The 17,158-nt window shown below is 39.1% G+C and carries 13 protein-coding genes; 4 read left to right on the top strand and 9 right to left on the bottom strand.

Annotated elements, in window-relative coordinates:
- Positions 1 to 449 precede the first annotated feature (449 nt).
- Entirely contained in the window at positions 450 to 2,627 is a 2,178-nt protein-coding gene (cas3, locus tag RIV7116_RS01085; protein ID WP_015116410.1) for a type I-D CRISPR-associated helicase Cas3', read from the bottom strand.
- 99 nt (positions 2,628 to 2,726) lie between these two features.
- On the opposite strand from cas3, the gene RIV7116_RS01080 reads away from it, so the two are divergent.
- The gene (locus tag RIV7116_RS01080) at positions 2,727 to 3,599 is read left to right on the top strand and encodes a WYL domain-containing protein (protein WP_015116409.1); all 873 of its coding nucleotides are present in this window, start codon (positions 2,727 to 2,729) and stop codon (positions 3,597 to 3,599) included.
- A 66-nt stretch (positions 3,600 to 3,665) separates the two neighbouring features.
- Here the strand turns inward: RIV7116_RS01080 and RIV7116_RS01075 are convergent, their stop codons facing one another.
- Complete coding sequence (locus RIV7116_RS01075) at positions 3,666 to 4,535, bottom strand: fructosamine kinase family protein (protein WP_044290703.1); 870 nt, start codon at positions 4,533 to 4,535, stop codon at positions 3,666 to 3,668.
- Positions 4,536 to 4,721: 186 nt separating this feature from the next.
- Positions 4,722 to 6,005 (bottom strand): pitrilysin family protein, encoded by a 1,284-nt coding sequence (locus RIV7116_RS01070; protein ID WP_015116407.1) that lies wholly within the window; start codon positions 6,003 to 6,005, stop codon positions 4,722 to 4,724.
- 438 nt (positions 6,006 to 6,443) lie between these two features.
- On the opposite strand from RIV7116_RS01070, the gene RIV7116_RS01065 reads away from it, so the two are divergent.
- A complete protein-coding gene (locus RIV7116_RS01065) occupies positions 6,444 to 7,082 on the top strand; it encodes a hypothetical protein (protein ID WP_015116406.1) in 639 nt (212 codons plus the stop codon).
- A 225-nt stretch (positions 7,083 to 7,307) separates the two neighbouring features.
- The gene (gene crtD / locus RIV7116_RS01060) at positions 7,308 to 8,813 is read left to right on the top strand and encodes a C-3',4' desaturase CrtD (RefSeq protein WP_015116405.1); all 1,506 of its coding nucleotides are present in this window, start codon (positions 7,308 to 7,310) and stop codon (positions 8,811 to 8,813) included.
- 497 nt (positions 8,814 to 9,310) lie between these two features.
- Here crtD and RIV7116_RS01055 read toward each other — a convergent pair whose 3' ends face one another.
- Both RIV7116_RS01055 and hslO read right to left on the bottom strand, forming a co-directional pair.
- Positions 9,311 to 11,395 (bottom strand): hypothetical protein, encoded by a 2,085-nt coding sequence (locus RIV7116_RS01055; protein ID WP_015116404.1) that lies wholly within the window; start codon positions 11,393 to 11,395, stop codon positions 9,311 to 9,313.
- 169 nt (positions 11,396 to 11,564) lie between these two features.
- Positions 11,565 to 12,464, bottom strand: coding sequence for an Hsp33 family molecular chaperone HslO (gene hslO, locus RIV7116_RS01050; RefSeq protein WP_015116403.1), 900 nt, complete (start codon positions 12,462 to 12,464; stop codon positions 11,565 to 11,567).
- A gap of 261 nt (positions 12,465 to 12,725) precedes the next feature.
- On the opposite strand from hslO, the gene RIV7116_RS01045 reads away from it, so the two are divergent.
- Positions 12,726 to 13,115: a hypothetical protein gene (locus RIV7116_RS01045; RefSeq protein ID WP_015116402.1), complete on the top strand. Its 390-nt coding sequence runs from the start codon at positions 12,726 to 12,728 to the stop codon at positions 13,113 to 13,115.
- Positions 13,116 to 13,359: 244 nt separating this feature from the next.
- Here the strand turns inward: RIV7116_RS01045 and nblB are convergent, their stop codons facing one another.
- From nblB to RIV7116_RS01025, 4 genes are all read right to left on the bottom strand, one after another.
- On the bottom strand, positions 13,360 to 14,016 hold the full coding sequence (nblB, locus tag RIV7116_RS01040) for a phycobilisome degradation protein NblB (protein WP_015116401.1): 657 nt from the start codon (positions 14,014 to 14,016) through the stop codon (positions 13,360 to 13,362).
- 73 nt (positions 14,017 to 14,089) lie between these two features.
- Positions 14,090 to 14,554, bottom strand: a complete 465-nt coding sequence (locus RIV7116_RS01035; protein WP_015116400.1) for a CBS domain-containing protein — start codon at positions 14,552 to 14,554, stop codon at positions 14,090 to 14,092.
- Between the two features lie 123 nt (positions 14,555 to 14,677).
- Entirely contained in the window at positions 14,678 to 15,730 is a 1,053-nt protein-coding gene (locus RIV7116_RS01030; protein WP_015116399.1) for a M42 family metallopeptidase, read from the bottom strand.
- Between the two features lie 135 nt (positions 15,731 to 15,865).
- Positions 15,866 to 16,903 (bottom strand): SGNH/GDSL hydrolase family protein, encoded by a 1,038-nt coding sequence (locus RIV7116_RS01025; RefSeq protein ID WP_015116398.1) that lies wholly within the window; start codon positions 16,901 to 16,903, stop codon positions 15,866 to 15,868.
- Positions 16,904 to 17,158: the final 255 nt, after the last annotated feature.

Genomic DNA, 17,158 nt, shown 5'->3' with positions numbered 1-17,158 from the left:
TGGATTATCTTGTACACCCGCTCGGGGTTGCAAACCCCGAGCCAATAGCACAAGTCCTATAAATAGGACTAAGGAATAACCAGTCAAAAATAATCAAAAAGCTCACAAGTTTAGCATATGAATTTTCAGGAGCAAAAAGAGTACATAGAAATAGAAATGGATTTTCCAGTCCTATTCATAGGACTTTCGCTATTAGACTGGGGTTTGCAACCCCAGTCGGTGTGCATTGACACGGAGTTACTTATGCTCCACACCAATATGTAGTTAATCAAAAATGCAGCAATATTTTTCTCAAAATATGTTTCCCTATTTTTGCTATTCTTTTTATTAGGAGAGAATAAAAATCCCTATCAGGGATTGAAACACGAGCTATTCGATAGTTTTATACTCCTCTCCTAATTGCACCTCAAGCAACAAAAATCTTAATCCCTATCAGGGATTGAAACTCGCTAATAAATCCAAGTCTCATCTCCCTTACCTTTAAACGTATAAGCCAAAGTATCCAACAACAGCCCCGACTGACTAAAAGCTATAGAATAAGGCGCAGTTGCATCATTAATACTGTACTTGTCACAAATCGGATAAATCTGAAAATGCATCGGTAATCGTAACCGCATCCGTATTTCTGTAACTGGATTTCGCAACACGTAACAAACCAAACCCTTTTTCTTCAATCTTTTATTAATTTCACCAATCCAAGGGTTATCGGGTTGCCAAATTTCAATACCTTTTAATACCTGTACTTTCCAAGCATCAGCTATCGGTTGCAAATCTCCAGAATAAATAAATTTCCAATTCAATCTTTCCTCTCGATAGCTACGCAATTTCATAAATCCCAAACAGTGAGCAAATCTACCTTTGGGAATCGGTTGATTAATTCGGGAAGCAGTATCTTTCAAAGTTCTGATAAATCCGGCTTCTGTCCACATTTCAATATCTAAATTAGCGACAATTCCGGGTAAATCGTAGGTTTTAAATCTATCTGCTTCGTTTTGTTCGGTTAAATCATAGATTCCACATTGCAAACTACTAGAACCCCGAAAACTCGCTGCATCTTCAGCGATGGGATTACCTTTTGTACCAGAAAGTTCGTTCCATGTTTTCTCCCATCCTTTAATACATCCGAAGACAGAATTTAATTTTGTATCAAACACAGATTCGCAAGTTTTACTAAATTCTTTTACAGTTTCTGAATATTGCTGTTTAACTGTTTTATGCTTTAGTTTCCAAGTAAGTTGAACTGACTGAACTCCAGCCCAACGACGATAATATCCGCTAAAATCGTTAATTTGACGGTACTTTTCAATAATTGTGTTGTGGAAGAAAGGACGATTATAAATACCGTTTTCTTGTAGCGGCGGTGAATCTTCTTTAAATAAACGCTCTACTAGAAATTTAGGAATTAACGCATAAGCTGTAAAATTATCAAACTTAATATCTTCACCATCTTTCTCGTAACCATCATGTCTTCCCAATCTTCCCAAACGCTGAATAAAATTACCCGCATCGGCTGATTCAAATATCAAAAAATTAATTTTAAAATCTACACCAACATCAATCGTACTTGTACCTAAAACTAAATCTGCTGATAAAGAAAACTCTTTTTGCGTTCTTCCCGATAAACCTGTATTTTCACCAACGCTTAAATTTGATGGCTGTAATAATTCCTCAAAAAACGGTACCAATCTTTTAACTGCTGCAATTGAATTTAGAATAATTGCACCCTTACTACCTGGATGATTTTGAAAATATTCTAAAATTAAACTGCTGTTTTCTCTCAACCAGTTTTCAGAAGCTTTAAAAGTTGGTTCCAAAGATATAAAATTTAAAGATATTGGACGTGAAACCTGCCGCCAATTTTTATTTTTCAACTCAAGAGATTCTGCTAATGTATCTGGAAATCTATATTTATTTTCCTCTAACGGATTAATAACCTTGCAGCGAAAACCCGCTTTTTGCAACTTCCCGATTAAATTATCATCCGGTGTCGCTGAAAGAAATAGAAACTTCTTCCGACGGTTTGTAAACTTAATCAACAGCATCGTATTGATAACGCTAGCAATTTGAGGTGCTGCAAAAACGTGAAATTCGTCTAAGATAAATAAATCAAAATCTTTATCTATCCTTCCCCATAATTTATCTGGGCTGTCATCGGGAGTCAAATAAGCACCACGATGTAGATAATGGAAGATATCAGGGTTGGTAAGAACAACTTCCGATTGATGGGTACGAGTTGAAATTGCACTACTTTTCTTTAAACCTTCATTCTCCGCATAAATTTCTAAATCAGCACCGCTCAACCTTGTAACCCGAGGTTCGTTTCTTGGCTGAAATGTTTCAATATATCCTTTCGTTTGGGTTTCCTGGTCGCGTGCAAGTTCGTTGGTAGGATATAATCCGATAGCGCAACAGTTTTCCTGAAGCACTTGTAAATAAGCAGCTAAACTCTTACCATCACCCGTCATCGCGGTATTGATTACAACGTCTATATCGGCGTTGCGTAATGCTTTGAGCGTTTCTAATTGATGCCATGCAAGCATCCATCCTTTAGGAAGATTAACATCCTCGGGTACCTCATCAGCAGGACATGAATATATAGATTTGAGTTGAATTCTGTAATTGGACATACCCTTAAACAGTGTCCGTAAGTTGTTGATGATTTACATCATGGCATCCAAAATATAGATTGACAATACAAATCAGTGTAAAAGTGTCCTTATAAATTAATGAGCAGAAAAGGTAAGTCCATAACACTTTCGGTTTCAGAAAGAGATAAAGCTGAGTTAGAAACCCTAGCGCTAGAGTTTGGCTGTAATTGGGGAGAACGTCCGAATATCTCGAAGCTGGTAGAATCAATAGCACGTCGTCAGTTAATCGTTGCTCCTAATAATGATTGGACAAACGAACGTATCAAAGCTTTAGAAACAGCTCGTAAAGCTTTGGTAGATTTAGGCAAAACCGATGAAGCCAAGCAAATAGCAGAGTTATTAAAATCTAGAAGCGAATTAACCCTTCCTTTCCGAGAAGAAATCGAAACTTTTCTTAATCATCCCTTACCAGCTTGGCGACAGCAGGTTGATAATTTGATTCACCGACAGCAACCGTTTCGGTTATCCTATCAAGATGCAGCAGAGCGGGTGTGGAGTTACACCGTTTTACACGCTCGAATTGTACCGATAGAAAAGCGTCAATATTTGCTGTGTCGTGCTGAAGAATCCGAAGGTAATCAAGATGTAGAAGGATTGCGTCATAATTGGACGTTACGTTTGGATAGAATTCAAGAAGCTGCGGTGGTTTCTATTGATAAACCTTGGGAAAATGATTTAGAAAGAATAGCAGTAGAATTTCATTTATTAAGTAGACTCGCTTTCGCTTACCAACGTAAAACAGAAGATATATTTGTCAGCGAATTAGAGGCTGAACCACCTATAAAAAGAGTTGTTAGAAATATATCCGGCACATTTTGGTTTTTCAGAGAAATTACCAGATACGGCAAAGACTGCGAAATCGTCTCTCCCGAAGCAGTGCGATCGCAATTCAAACAAAACCTCAAATCCCTCTGCCAAGCCTACGATTTAGAAATTAAGGAAGAGGATTAATCGAATCAATCTAGCCCACGGAGGTGGGCTTCGCTCATGTAGCCCCACCCTTCGAGGGTGAGGGCATTATTTATTGCTCAAAATCCTCCCAATCATCCCATTAGCCTGCGAACCATACCCACCACCAAACAAATTAAAATGATTCAAAATGTGATAAAGATTATACAAAGTCTTCCGTTTCTCATACCCATGATCCAGCGGAAACACCTCGTTATAACCTTGATAAAAAGCAGTCGAAAAACCACCAAAAACTTCCGTCATCGCAATATCAACTTCCCTATCTCCGAAATAAGTTGCCGGATCGAAAATTATTGGTTCCCCATCTACCGTAAACCCAGCATTCCCTCCCCACAAATCCCCATGTACTAGGGAAGGCTGCACTTCATGCCCTGCTAACAACTCGGGAATAGCATTCAATAATTCCGAGGCTTGGGGAAAACTACCACCCCGACGCTTACCTAATTCAAACTGATATCCCAACCGATGTTTAGTCCAGAATTCCACCCAATCATCAGTCCAAGTATTAATTTGTGGAGTTGAACCGATGGTATTGTTCATATCCCAGCCAAATTTTTCGCTCAGGGATTTTTTGTGCATTTGAGCTAACTTCCTACCCATCTCCTCGGAAGCTTTACTATCACCTCTACCGATTTCGAGCCATTCCAAAACGATATAGCAGGAATTTCCCGCAACACCATAACAAATAGGTTTGGGAACGCGGATAGTATTGGTATCGTACATTTGTTTTACACCCAAAGCTTCCGCTTCAAACATCGCTACTTGAAAAGCTTGATTTAATTTAACGAAAAAAGTCCGCTTACCATCGCTTACAGAATAACCTTGATTAATGCACCCACCCGAAACGCTACGTCTTTGTTGGGTTTGGAAATTTTCACCAGTAGCTTGGCTAATTTGAGCGTTGATTTCAGTCCACATCATTTGGAAAAGTTAGGAGTGAGGAGCTATGTGTTGGCAATTTACAGGATTGTACAACGAAGTAAAACACCATCATCAATATTGAAATCTTGCGTCACAATTACCAGTAATCAGTTACTAGTTATAAATAGAGAGTTAGAAATTACCAATTACCCATTACCAATGTCCAATGCCCAATTCCCAAAATCAATTGGGTTTCATCACCACCACCCCATAAGCATCTGGGGAAAGATATGTTCTAGCAGCTTGAATCAAAGTTTCTCTATCTTGTGATTGAATATGATAGGGGAAATCAAAAGCAGGTTCCAAATCACCTACCAAAGTTTGATAATATCCGTATAAATTCGCACGATCGCTTGGTCTTTCGTTAGCAAAAATAAACCTATTAGCTACACGTTTGCGAACTCTGGCTATTTCGGATTCTTCTATTTGCGTTTGAATTTTGCGAATATGTTGCACTATTGCTTCTTCTACAGCAGCTAAATTTTCTATTTCACAATGAGCCGCAATCAAAAAAGTCCCCTGTAATTGGTTGGTCATATTACTTACAGATATATAGTTAACCAACTCGCGTTCTTCCCGTAAATCTCGCCATAACCTCGATGTGCGTCCGTGCCCTAATATAGCGGAAAGTACGTCTAGTCCATAGGTTTGATTTAGCTGCATTAACCCAGGAACTCGCCACAGCATAATTAATCTTGCTTGCTGAAGATTTTCATCAACAAATTCTTTACGTACAATTTCTGTAAATGCAGGCTCTGACTGTAGTAAATTTATATCTTGAGTTTCAATCTTACCTAAATCGCGCTTTTCAATATCAGCAAAACCCTTAGCAATAATTTCAATTAATTCTTCTTCAGGTAAATTACCAACAGCAACGGCAGTAACTGATTTTGGTTGATAATTTTGAGCGTGAAAAGAGCGCATTTGCTCTACTTTGAGTTGAGAAATAACTGCTTCTGGCCCCAATACCGAACGACGATATGGTAAATTCTCAAAAGCAGTTTCCATTGCATTGCTAAAAGTACGACGTTGGGGACTGTCTTCACTACGTCTAATTTCTTCAAGCACCACCAAACGTTCTCTTTCAAAAGCCTCTTCGGGAATGCAGGCATTCATTACTATATCGATTTGCAAAGGTGCAAGTTCGGCAAAATCTTTGGGAGCCGCAGTTACATAGTAATGCGTATAGTCTTGACTAGTAGCGGCATTGGTTACGGCACCACGCTCTTCAATTCTCCGCTCAAATTCTCCGCTTGCCAGTCGCTTAGTTCCTTTAAAAATCATATGTTCCAAAAAGTGAGCCATTCCGTTAATAGCATCACTTTCAAATGTTGAACCTATATCAACCCATAAATTAAGGTTTACTGCTTCTACTGGCATTTGCTCTGCTACTATCGTCAAACCATTGGGTAAGTGTTGTAGCTTCGGGGCATTCAGACGAGGAAACTTTAGCAGAGTTGAGGACATTTGTAGTTATGAATCTGAGCTTCTTACTTCTTTATCATAACGATGACTCCATCAAATACCGAAAATACTCACTTACAGACGGGTTTTCGATAGAAAGTTCCGACAAATCGAATTTATCAATTTTAAGTTTCTTAATCACTCTCAGCCTATAAGGCTGGAGCTACACTTACGAAGCCCACCTGCGCGGGCTGAATTAAGCGCACCTTTATAAAGAAATAATATTCCTGTTAAATATAACTATATTGACTGTACCTCTTTTAACAATTAATCTATAGATTTTTGTTTAAATAATTTGAAATAAAATTTAAATTTAAATAATTGCTTTTTATCTGATTTTTATATTTATTAAAATAAATTGATAATTTACTTCTCATCTGGAATTCAGTTTTAATTGATGGTAGCTATTAATATAAATTCATAATGAAACGCAAGATAAAAATGAAAATATTACCTCTCATTGCTATCTTTACAACTATTAATATAGCAACTCCAGCTACTGCTCAATTAATACCGCCTACACCTGTTAAGATAAACAATCCTAGCATTCCTGACGTGCGCGTAATTAGAAATGGAACCACCATCAGAATTTACAATGGCAAAATCATTAAAAATATTCGCGCGAAAAGCTTGAAAGTACGAGTACTAGACTCGCAAACTTGCCAAGGGAAACAAGTTCAACGCCAGACTTTATCAGGAAAAAGGTTTTTAACCCAAACTATAGAGGTAGATAAACAAACAGGTAATTTAGCAGTAGGAGTATTGTTGCAAGATTGCTTTAAACAGAAAATAAGTGCAGCATTTATTCTTCAACCCGAACCAAATTGGAATAATTACATTATTCATCGAGTACCAATTCCTGGAGCAAGAAAAATCAACAATAGATTTTCCACCTACCCTCTAAGAAATATCAAAGGGCTTGGATTTGTAGATGGTAATTTAATCATTAAATATGCAAACTCCGATAATTCAGAAGCAATGCTTGTTTATACTTCATCAAATAAACCAATTGGAAAATATGCTGGTTGTGTTGTGACAAAGCAAAGCAAAAATAATAATATTTGTCCGCATTTTAATTAACGATTACTTTTTATTAAACTACTGATTATTTTTATTAAATATTTTGAATATTTCAATTATTATTTTGTGTAATGCAGATTTTATTGGCTTTCCTTCTTTCCCCCCTCTACCCCCTCTCCACAGCATAGGTAACCTGTTAACGTTTTCCGAACAATACAAAACCCCACAACACCCCAAAAGTTATAAAATAATAAATATATATTAAGAAACATTAACTAATTATCAATGTCAAATGGGAAGGGGAAATCCCGTATAGTTGTTGTCGGCGCTGGAATTGGCGGACTTACCGCAGGTGCTTTACTCGCCAATAAAGGTTACGAAGTATTAATTTTAGACCAAGCCCTTGTACCGGGAGGTTGTGCTTCTACGTTTAAACGCAAAGGTTTTACTTTTGATGTCGGTGCCACTCAAGTAGCAGGTTTGGAGCCGGGAGGAATTCACCATCGGATTTTTTCTGAATTAAATATCGCTTTACCCGAAGCAACACCTTGCGACCCTGCTTGCGCGGTATACTTACCAGGAGAAACTACTCCTATCAACGTTTGGCGAAATCCGCAGAAATGGCATGAAGAACGTTTGCGACAGTTTCCCGGTAGCGAACCTTTTTGGAATTTACTATCAACTTTATTCAAAGCAAGCTGGAGATTTCAAGCACGTGACCCCGTATTACCACCGCGTAACTGGTGGGACTTACTACAGTTAACTACAGCAGTGCGTCCGGATACTTTAGTTACAGTTCCCTATACTTTATCTACTGTCGGGGATGCTTTACGTTTCACCGGACAAGGCGATAATCACCGTTTGCGAACTTTTTTAGATTTGCAATTAAAGCTATATTCCCAAGTTAATGCCGAGGAAACCGCTTTACTTTATGCTGCAACTGCATTAAGCGTATCTCAGGAACCGCAAGGATTATACCACCTAGAAGGAAGTATGCAGGTATTGAGCGATCGCCTTGTGGAATCTTTGGAAAGGGATGGCGGTAAGTTGTTGATGCGTCATACGGTAGAGCATGTCAAAGTCGAGAATAATCAAGTTAGTGCGGTAGTTATTCGCAACCAGAAAACTGGAGAAGTTTGGACTGAGCGAACAAATCATGTAGTTGCAAATGTCACAGTGCAAAATTTAGTGCAGCTACTAGGTGAAAAAGCTCCTAAAGGATATAAAAAGCGAGTTGAAAACTTGCCTCCTTCATCCGGTGCTTTTGTAATTTATTTAGGTGTTGACGAAAGCGCCATTCCTCACGGATGTCCGCCACATTTACAGTTTCTCTACGATGCCAAAAGACCTATAGGTGAAAATAACTCTTTATTTGTATCCGTAAGTCGTACTGGTGATGGGCGCGCCCCTACCGGAAAAGCAACAATAATTGCTTCTTCTTTTGTAGATGCAGACAGATGGTGGAATTTAGATAATTATGATGCTTTAAAAGAACAGTTTACACAAGAAGCCATATCTCATCTTGCTAAATTCTTCTACTTGAAACCTGAAACTATTGTTCATGTAGAAGCTGCAACACCACGTACTTTTTATAATTTCACTGCTAGAGACAAAGGAATTGTCGGTGGTATAGGACAAAGAGTGCCAACTTTCGGTCCTTTTGGTTTTGCCAATCGTACACCAATAAATAATCTGTGGCTGGTTGGTGATTCAACTCATCCGGGTGAAGGTACTGCGGGAGTAAGTTATTCGGCTTTGACAGTGCTAAGACAAATTATAGCGAACACTTAGCAGCTAACAGTAATTCTCGTAGGTTGAGTTGAGCGAAGTTAAACCCAACATAGACGGCCACTTTTTTTAATTATCAACGTATTACGAGGTATATATATTTCAAAACCTCACCCCAACCCCTCTCCTTAGTAAGGCTACCGCGTACACACAACTCTGCCGGGGACTATAAGTCCCCGTCTAATTGCTAAAGTCGTCTAAAGACGACTGAAAAATTATGTACAAAATAAGACATCGTAGTTAGTCCTATTTATAGGACTTCTGCTATTAGACAGGGACTTGCAGTCCCTGGCGAGCTTCTGTGTAAATCCTAGCTTTAGTAAGGAGAGGGGAGATAAAGCACAGCTTTATCGGGGTGAGGTCATCGCTGTACCTCAGTTGCTTGCGGAAACACTATATACAAATAACAAAAAACCTCCTAAAACAAGGAGGCATTATCTGTAATTTAATTAAATTATGGAACACATGTTCTTAGCCGATAACTGACGACTGCTCGCCGATTACAAAGTATTACCAGTTATAGGTTCAGGTTGGGCTTGAGGAACTGATGGCTGAACAACTTCTGGTTCTGGTTCTGGTTCTGGTGCAGGGGGATTGAGATAGTCTTGCCACGTGCGGATTTGCTCTCGTGCTTGTCCGTAAGCTTGAGTACCTCTAGGAACCAACTTAGCTGTTTCAATAGCACGTACAATATCGGATTGACTTTGAGTGCGGGCAATATCAAATAATTGTTGACTCCATTGATCCATTGCGATCCTGGCATCGGAACGTAATCCGGTACCTCTAGGTACGCGCCGCGCTAACCTAATAGCCTGTGACAAAGCTTTTGGAGTTCCACCTAATGCAACTTCTCGCGCTCTTCTCCAATTGCTTCTAGCAGAGACTTCAGATTGCCATTCGTTTATGTCTCTTTGCGCTTGTCGTGACAGTACTCTTCCCGATCTAATTTGTTTTGCGGTTTGAATTGCTGCACCCAAATCACCGCTATTCGCAAGCGAGCGTGCTTGATCTAAGTAAGGCTGGTCTTCTATTCGCTGAACCCTACGGCTCCAACTGGCTATCTTTTTACGTGCTTCTCGATACAAAGAACGTCCGCGACGAATTCTACTTGCTTCGGCGATCGCTGCTTTCAAGGAAGAAACATCTCCAAACAGTGCCAGTTCTTCGGCACGTTCTAAATATGGTCTGTCTTCAATTGTCTGTACTTGAGAAGCCCAGGAATTAATTTCTTTTCTGGCTTCTTTAGCGCGGGGATTGTTGCGAGGAATCATTTTCGCTTCAGCAATTGCGGCGGATAAGTCGCCGATTGAACCTTGAGAAGCAAGGGTTCGCGCTCTTTCTAAACGAGAAACGTCCTCTATTTCTAATTGCCAAGTAGCAATAAGTTTTTGCGCTTTTTGATAAATTGGTCTATTTGAATCAATTTGCTGTGCGGAAGCAATTGCAGCTTCTAAACCAGAAATTGTTCCCGTCCAAGCATTTCTCTGCGCTTCAGCTAAAGCAATAAAATCTGTAGTTTCCGGCTCTATTTCCGAAATTGGCGGAATCCTTTGGGCTATGTAGATAGCTTCATCTGCATCCCTTTGTTCTAATTTATTCTCTGCCAACTCCAGGATTCTCATTCCAAAATCTGGAATTGCTTCTTGAGCTTTTTTGTAAACGTAGCTGTTTTTGCCTATCGACTGCGCTAGTTTAATTGCTTTAAGTATTTGATCTACATTCTTAGACTTTGATAAGCTTTCCGCTTTTGCTAATTTCTGACCATCTTCTTTAGCACCAAGAATCAATTTGTTTAACTCTTCGTACTTGGTACTAGCCCAAAATTTATTATTTAAACGTAGCAACTTTGCCGACTGCATGAAAGCAGATTGCCAACGCTGCTCGCGCATTTCACCTTCTGCTTTTTCATAAATATCACTAGCTTTCGACCAAGTTAATTTCCAACTGTCAATTTGGTCTTCTACTAATTTAGAAGCAGAAACATCTTCAGGTATTTTACGAGCAATTTCAATCGCTTCCTCTAATCTACCAGCCTGAAAACTCTGGTCGGCTAACTGCAATACATTACGAGACCAATCTTCCACATTACGGTCAATTTCGGAACGCAATGGATGATTTTGTGGCAAATTCTTCACCAAATCAATCGCTTGCAGCAAATCTTTTACCGTTTCCTTAGAAGCCGCAACCTGAGCGCAGTGCATCCTTACTGAAGCACTAGCCAAAGGCCAAAAAATTGAAGGGCAGTTAGGAGCCGAAGGCAACTTTAACAGAATCGCCATTGCCATAAATCCTATCGTACCGGGTACGAAAGCGAGCAAAAATGCCCATAGAACCCAACTGGTTAACCAGCGCGGTAATTTTCCAGAACTACTATGCGCCGGAACATTTTGTTTTGAATGACCTTTTAAAGTCAATTTTTTTGAATTGCTTTTATTTTTGCTTGACACCGATTTAGAGTTAGAACCAGTACCCGGGAAACCATATTTACCATCGGCGGATTTTTCCGTGTTGAATAATCGAGTCATATCATCTGACTGCGTTCTTCTAGCTGATGACCAGCCATCTGGAATATCCCGTTCTGCCATCTCTCACACCAAATTATATTAACAGGGGTTTGTTGACTTGAGGAAGCGAAAATCGCTGTTACTATAGCAATTTTCTGTGTTATTGAAAAAGCTATTTTTACAGCATTATTATATCTCCATAGATACCATTACTTCCTAGTATTTATCGGTATTTTTTTATACGTGAACGCTAAACAGAAGACTCTGCCTGTATATCGGCAATTAGCTGGGCTAACTGTTTACTATTGGCTTGGTATACCTCGCCACAAAAATCACAAGTTGCTTCTGCCCCATCATCCTTAGAAATCATATCTTGCAGTTCAGCTTCTCCTAAAATTTTTAAAGCTCCTAGCATTCTGTCAAAAGAACAGCCACAATTAAACCGTAACATTTGGGATTCTGGAAATATATTAAGCCCCATATCTCCCAATATATCTTGTAAAATTTCTGTGAGATTTTTTCCTGCCTGCAAAAGAGGTGTAAATCCTTGGAGAGCTGCGACACGAGATTCTAATGTTTCGACTAAAGCATCATCTCTAGCAGCTTTAGGTAAAATTTGAACTAGCAATCCTCCTGATGCGGTAACTCCTTGCGCTCCTACAAATACACCCAAAACAATAGCCGAAGGCGTTTGCTCCGAACTTAGTAAATAATGAGCTATATCTTCTCCAACTTCCCCAGAAACTAGTTCTACAGTACTAGAATAGGGATAACCGAAACCGACATCGCGAACTACGTATAGAAAACCTTTGCCAACAGCACCACCAACATCTAATTTACCTTGAGGATTAGGAGGCAATTCTACCTTGGGGTTTCCGACATAACCGCGTACAGTTCCATCTAAACCCGCATCAACCAAAATTCCACCTAAAGGACCATCACCTTTAATTCGGACATTGACTCTTGAGCCTACACGCTTCATACCAGAAGCCATTAATAACCCCGCAGTCATTGTCCTACCCAATGCCGCAGTCGCCACATAGGAAAGATTGTGACGTTCTCGTGCAACAGAGGTCAACTTTGTAGTAATAGCACCTACAGCACGAATTCCACCGTCAGCTGCTGTAGCGCGAATTAACTGATCCGCCATGCGTTAACCTTACATTTCTTAATATACAAACTTTCTATATTGTATGATGTTTATTTTCGGAGGATGGAATATTATCTAAAGCCTCATTAAATACAAAATATAATTCGATTCGGTAGATGGAGCGGCATATAGATATATTTGCCATACTATATTAGTAGATTAAATAACTTTGTAAACCAGTAAGGTGTGCCGGAATCCAGTTTCATGGGTTCGTCAAGTCTTTAGTAAAAGTTCTTCTCGTAGAATAGCCGGAGGGTAAAAATGCTCGGTAGTTTTCAAACAAGTCAGTTGCGGATAGAAGTAGATGCAACGCAACAGGTAATTACTGAAAGTATATTACATCCAATGCAGTTAGGAAAATGGTTGCCTAGTGGAAAATTTCCTTCTGGATCTATGCCAGAACAACTGCATTCTGGCTTTGAGTTTACCACTCATATTGGTCCTTTATCAATTCATCACCAGGTAGACGTAGCTTCTGCAAATAGTTTGCGTCTATTGCTGAGTCAAGGAATTGACGGGTTTCATGAGTGGTATTGGGGAGAAGGTTGGGTACAGTCTCGCTTAGAAGGAATATCGCTCTTACCGCTATCTTTGGGGCAAACAGCGAGTTTATTTAGTTTGCGTCAGCATTTAAAATCGAAGCAAAGTTAGTGGTTGGTGGTTAGTGGTTAGTGGTTGGTGGTTAGTGGTTAGTGGTTAGTGGTTAGTGGTTAGTGGTTAGTGGTTGGTGGTTAGGAATTAGATTTAATTATCAACTTTCACCCGCAGGGTGTGGATCATCAACTTTCACCCGCAGGGTGTAGATCATCAACTTTCACCCGCAGGGTGTAGATCATCAACTTTCACCCGCAGGATGTGGAACATCAACTTTCACCCGCAGGATGTGGAACATCAACTAACTAATATTTTTTTTTGCTTCTTCTGCAACAGCTTCTACTTCATCATTTGCCAAGTTTTCTAAAATAGGTTTTGCTTGTTCCGTACCCAATCGGTTTAAGGCTTGAGCAACTCTATAGCGGATTTGCCAATCTGAATTGGAAGCATAAGACTCCAAAATTGATACTGCTTGAGGATTTCCTAATTCACCCATAGAGCTAATTGCAGCAGTTTTAACTAAATCGTTGTCTTCCGAAAGTGCCTGTTTGAGCAGATCGAAACCTCGTGGTTCCCCCAACTCTCCCAAAGCTGCAACCACGCTTAATTTAACAATCCACTCCTCGGTAGATTGGTAAAGTTGTTGCAAATCATCAAAAGCAGCTACTAATTTCAAACCTCCCAAACAGTCTGCTGCTGCTGCTTGTACGTCAGCTTCGGGATCTTGAAGTAATCCGCGTAATAAATCCAAAGATTTATCTAAATCTTGCGTGCCCAAAGTATCGAACTGACTCGCAGCCGAATATCGCACCCGAGCGTTTTTATCTGTAATTGCGCTTTGCACCAATTCAAAACCAATAGCAGGTTCTAATTGCCGAATTTCATTTACTCCCCGCAAGCGATCGCCTAAATCTTCACTTTCGAGCTTTTTTTTTACTGTATCGGGGGTAATACTCATTTTTATTATTCTCTCTTCTCAAATTATTAGTTATTAGTTATTAGTTGTTAGTTGTTAGTTACAAACTTTTCAACTAACTTTCAACTTGTGCCATATCGCGAATAATATCGCCCAATGACAGGATACCAACTATTTGCTCGGAATCATCCACAACTGGAAGACGATGAATTTTGCGATCGCGCATTATTTTGGCAGCTTCTCTTAAAGGCTTATCAGGTGAAATAGTAATAGGTTTTTGACTCATTACTTCTCCGACAGTTTGTCCTAAAGCCTTGTGTAGCTCGCGTTCGTATTCAATCGGATTTTTTAAATAAATAACGCTATCAAAAATCATAAAATATGCTGGTGGGGTAACACCAGCTTGTTGCCACATTAAATCAGTTTCCGAAATAATACCGATTAAATGACCTGCATCATCTACAACAGGTAAGCCGCTGATACGTTTTTCAGCCAAAATTTTAATAGCTTCTCGTAAAGGGGTGTCAGTCTTTACCGTTATTGGGTTGGAAGTCATCACTTCGGAAACGTTTTTTAGCATATAGGTAACTTTATTTTTTTACTCTGAACTCATTGTAGAAAATTGCGGCTCTGAAGCTCAAAGGGTTAATAGAATGTTACTTATTAGTTATTGGGTGTTAGTTGTTAGTTGTAAATTATTCCGCTAACCACTATCCATACTCTCGCAAAATTCTTTCAATAAATCGATACAATTTGCTATTGCTCCCAAATGTGCAATTTCATATCCATGAGTGTTTTGTGTGGGAAAGCTTAAACAAGCACCACGGGGAACGTGACCAAATTTCATGGCAATAGAAGCATCGCTACCAAATTGACTCAAGGTTGCTAATTGTACGGGCATATCTAATTGTTTGGCACAGTTGCGGAGTTGCCCGTTGAGATTTTCGTCGTAAATTCCGTAGCTATCTTGGGAAAGTATTACCGGACTTTCACCATCTTCTATGGGATACTCTGAAGAAAGCGGACAAATTTCTAAAGCAATAATTGCATCTAATCGTTGGTTTTGAGAGAAATAAAGCGCTCCGATTGCTCCGACTTCTTCTTTTGCAGAGGCTACTAAATATACATCTACTGCTGGTTGTTTAACTTTTTCTGCTAAAGCTAATAATATAGCAACCGAGGCTTTGTTATCTAAAGTGTAGCTGGCAATATGGTCTTTTAAACGAATCGGATGCTTGCGGTGCTTACTTATAACCATTCTGCTTCCGGGGCGAATACCGGCATTTTCTAACTCTAAAGCGCTGCATTTAGTTTCAATCCAAGCATCTTCCCATTTCAATGCTACGTCTTGTTGAAACATTTTTTGTGGTGATTCATGAGATACGTGGCGAGAACCAAAACTGAGAACACCGCTAATAGTTTCTTTGTCACCTAATAAATCTACTACTCCCTCACCGTAAACCCAGGGGAAAGCACCTCCTAATTTACGAACTTCGACGATACCTGCTTCACCAACAGTTTTAACAATCGCGCCAATTTCATCTTTATGAGCGGTAATTGCAATCGGATAATCGGATTTTTTTCCGGGAATTTTAGCAATAATATTATCGGCTCTATCTTGCCATACCTCCACACCTAAATTTTGAAATCGCTGCATTAAGTATTGGTTAATTTCAGTTTCTGCACCACTAGGGGAATGATGCATTACTAATGATTCGATTGTTTGGAATAATTGCTCGTAATCTGAATCTGACATTATTAATATTTCAATAGTAATTAGTAGGTTGGGTTAGACACGAAATTAGAATTTCATTTGTAACGACAATATATTATCGTGTCATAACCCAACGTTTTGGTTCTAATTTAAACGAGCATTGATTACGAATTGAATTTATTTATTTAATGTTGATAAGTTTTTACGCTTGCGCTTTAACACTCCTACCGTACCTACTGCACCAATTACTAACGTACTTAAAACTGTAGAAGGTTCGGGTACAGTTTCGTGCTTAATTGCGCTCAAGGTTGCATCCGCTACTAAGCGATGACTTTTTGAACTTGGATGTACTGCATCGAAGAAGATAAATTCATCGGGGTTATCGCATACGCTACTAATATTACTAAAGTCTCCTACTACACAAGGAATAGCTGAATTTTGCGTAAAACCAAATTCTCCTGGATTAGCTACTGCCCGATTAAATAGAGAATTGATATCAACAGGAATGATATTAACCTCTGGATTGGCACTAAATCCATCTAAAGCTTGCTCTAATGCTGCGTTATGAGCAATAGTCAGTTGAGTTAATTCTGGGGAAATTCCATTCGCGATCGCAAGTGGAGTTTGACCTAAATCGGGCAAGTTAAATACTGCGATATTTTTAGCACCTGCTTGAGTTAATGAACCAATTGCATTTGATAAATTATTGACTGTTTGGTTGGGGTCTGTAACGCCACCAAATAAGTAATCGTTGGCACCTCCCCATACCGTATAAAGCGCATTGGGGTCAGCTTGTTGATTATTTGCTTGTAAAGTTTGGGTAAATAAACCGACTTGTCCTAAAACTCCCGGTAAAGGTAAATCTGGGACAAAAGCATTATTTAAACCAGAAGAAGAACCACCAGTCGCGAAGTTAACACCATCTGTAGGAATATTTGTTTGTGGTGGTATTAATGTAGTTGGAGTTAATCTTATTTCATCTCCAACAAAATCTACCCATATATCACCATTAGAAAAACGTCCCTGAGCGTAAGGGGGGCTGGGAGGAAATGCACTTTCAGGATTTTCTAAGCCTTCTGTAGCAGTAAAAATATTACCCGTATCTGAGAGACTATCACCAAATACATAGAACTGACTGAAATTGCTAGCCATTGCTCTACAAGGCAGCATCAATGAGAAGAGAAGGAATCCTGCCGTTGTTAATGCTTTTTTCATACTAAAATTCTATTCCTCTAGATATTACGCAAATTTCCTTAGTTAATAAAGGATTTTTGAAGCAATTTCTATTTAATTCTTACGTATTTACAGTTGTTTTTATTGATAGCATATAGGCTACCGTGAAATTACTTCATTTTGCCATTATTACAAGTTTTTTATAATTAATAAAATATTTATGAAGATATGGTTAAATATTCATACTTCGTGCGTAAATCACGAGATTTGCATAAAACCTCTGTAAGACAACAAATG

Source organism: Rivularia sp. PCC 7116 (assembly GCF_000316665.1).
GTDB lineage: Bacteria > Cyanobacteriota > Cyanobacteriia > Cyanobacteriales > Nostocaceae > Rivularia.
The sequence above is the reverse complement of the archived record's forward strand: the minus strand, read 5'-3'. Positions and strand labels throughout refer to the sequence as shown.

Bases quoted from the DNA above. Each gene is read 5' to 3' on its own strand.
- cas3 (WP_015116410.1), bottom strand. From the start codon at position 2,627: ATGTCCAATTACAGAATTCAACTCAAATCTATATATTCATGTCCTGCT.
- RIV7116_RS01080 (WP_015116409.1), top strand. From the start codon at position 2,727: ATGAGCAGAAAAGGTAAGTCCATAACACTTTCGGTTTCAGAAAGAGAT.
- RIV7116_RS01075 (WP_044290703.1), bottom strand. From the start codon at position 4,535: ATGTGGACTGAAATCAACGCTCAAATTAGCCAAGCTACTGGTGAAAAT.
- RIV7116_RS01070 (WP_015116407.1), bottom strand. From the start codon at position 6,005: ATGTCCTCAACTCTGCTAAAGTTTCCTCGTCTGAATGCCCCGAAGCTA.
- RIV7116_RS01065 (WP_015116406.1), top strand. From the start codon at position 6,444: ATGAAAATATTACCTCTCATTGCTATCTTTACAACTATTAATATAGCA.
- crtD (WP_015116405.1), top strand. From the start codon at position 7,308: ATGTCAAATGGGAAGGGGAAATCCCGTATAGTTGTTGTCGGCGCTGGA.
- RIV7116_RS01055 (WP_015116404.1), bottom strand. From the start codon at position 11,395: ATGGCAGAACGGGATATTCCAGATGGCTGGTCATCAGCTAGAAGAACG.
- hslO (WP_015116403.1), bottom strand. From the start codon at position 12,464: ATGGCGGATCAGTTAATTCGCGCTACAGCAGCTGACGGTGGAATTCGT.
- RIV7116_RS01045 (WP_015116402.1), top strand. From the start codon at position 12,726: ATGCTCGGTAGTTTTCAAACAAGTCAGTTGCGGATAGAAGTAGATGCA.
- nblB (WP_015116401.1), bottom strand. From the start codon at position 14,016: ATGAGTATTACCCCCGATACAGTAAAAAAAAAGCTCGAAAGTGAAGAT.
- RIV7116_RS01035 (WP_015116400.1), bottom strand. From the start codon at position 14,554: ATGCTAAAAAACGTTTCCGAAGTGATGACTTCCAACCCAATAACGGTA.
- RIV7116_RS01030 (WP_015116399.1), bottom strand. From the start codon at position 15,730: ATGTCAGATTCAGATTACGAGCAATTATTCCAAACAATCGAATCATTA.
- RIV7116_RS01025 (WP_015116398.1), bottom strand. From the start codon at position 16,903: ATGAAAAAAGCATTAACAACGGCAGGATTCCTTCTCTTCTCATTGATG.